The 1,519-nt window shown below is 36.3% G+C and carries 2 protein-coding genes; both read left to right on the top strand.

Annotated features, from left to right (window positions below; genetic code table 11):
* Window positions 1–290: 290 nt before the first annotated feature.
* On the top strand, window positions 291–629 hold the full coding sequence (locus tag J8L71_RS18290) for a transcriptional regulator (RefSeq protein ID WP_211001792.1): 339 nt from the start codon (window positions 291–293) through the stop codon (window positions 627–629).
* 116 nt (window positions 630–745) lie between these two features.
* On the top strand, window positions 746–1,519 hold a 774-nt coding region (locus J8L71_RS18285; protein WP_211001791.1), incomplete at its 3' end, for a deoxyribodipyrimidine photo-lyase.

Genomic DNA, 1,519 nt, shown 5'->3' with positions numbered 1-1,519 from the left:
AGTCCAAGGCGAGTTATTAGCAAACTACGTGTGGCCCTTAACGATAACGACACAAAAAATCCCAAATATATAAAGTCTGTAATGAAGCGAGGTTATCAGCTTATAGCTGAAGTAAAATCACAACCTATTGAATAGTAATGATTTATAAAAGTTATAACCAAGGTAACACCATGGTTATAACTTTATAATAACTAGTTAATGGCTTTGTTATCGTTATTTTTTGCCGATCGTTTTAATTTGTATAGGCGCTATAGAGCGACCCATAAAATTAAATAATTAAGGAAGAAAATATGAAACACTTATTACCTCTATTACTAGTATTAATCATAACAGTAATTACATTAAGCCTTATCAACAGCAACGAGTGTATAGAAATAGGTAACGCATCTTTTGCCAGTATTTCATTTGGCACGTGTGATTTATCTAACTCTCAATCAAACATATCACCACTTTTAGCTTTATTTTGGTTAGCCATGAGCGTTTGCTTTGCAATTACATTACCTAAATCAACCATTGCTAATAAGTACAAAATTGCCTTATTTATATTTGGTTTACCACTCACTGTTTTTGTTTATTTAATTGCCTATATATCTGAAAACATACGCCAAGCAACTCAACCTTTTAAGTAAGCCAATATGAGCAAGTCACACTTGCTCATCCTTTCTTAATTAAATACAAGTGAAAATCAATCCTTACCCGCTTTTGTTTCGTAAAGCTTTAGAGTTTAAAAACCAGAGCATTAAGTATGAGCAAACGCATTTTATATTGGCTACAAAACGATTTACGCCTAACCGATAACCTTATTTTTAGTGGCCTTGCATCCGAGCAATGTGCGCTTGATATTGTATTTGTTATAAACCCGCACTGGTTTAAAAATAATAACTACCAACAAAAACCCTACGGCATACATAAGCAGCAGTTTTTGATGCAAAGCTTGTACGAGCTACAACAAGCACTTATTGAGCGCGGTCAAACCCTGCATGTGCTTGAGGGCGAGCCCGTATCGCTTTTAAAAGCGCGTATAAATGAGCAAAATATTGATGAAGTGGTATACAGTGAGCAATTTGGCCTGTACGAGCAACATCAAATAAACTTACTCAAAGCACATTGCCCAAATACACAATTTACAGGAACGCAGCAAGATACGCTCTATAAACAAAGCGACCTCCCCTTTGATTTAAGCGAATTACCTAAACACTTTACCCCGTTTCGTAAAAAGGTAGAGGCCGCCAATAACCCTATTTCACTTTCAACTTTGCCAAACGGCTTACTCCCTCAACCAATAACCTTATGCGCAAAAAAACCTATAGAACCTATAACAAATAAAGGTGTAATGCATGGCGGGCTTAACAGTGCGCAAGCACATTTAAAGCAGTATTTTTCAGGCGCAATGCCAAGTACTTATAAAATAACTCGCAACGAGCTGGATGGCTTTAACAACACCACCAAATTTAGTACTTGGCTTGCCTTTGGCTGTATAAGTGCAAAACAAGTGTATAAAGCCGTAGAGGATTACGAA

Origin of the sequence: Pseudoalteromonas sp. MMG007 (assembly GCF_018100985.1) — a bacterium.
Classification (GTDB): domain Bacteria; phylum Pseudomonadota; class Gammaproteobacteria; order Enterobacterales; family Alteromonadaceae; genus Pseudoalteromonas.
This window is presented reverse-complemented; position numbering and strand designations above follow the sequence as displayed.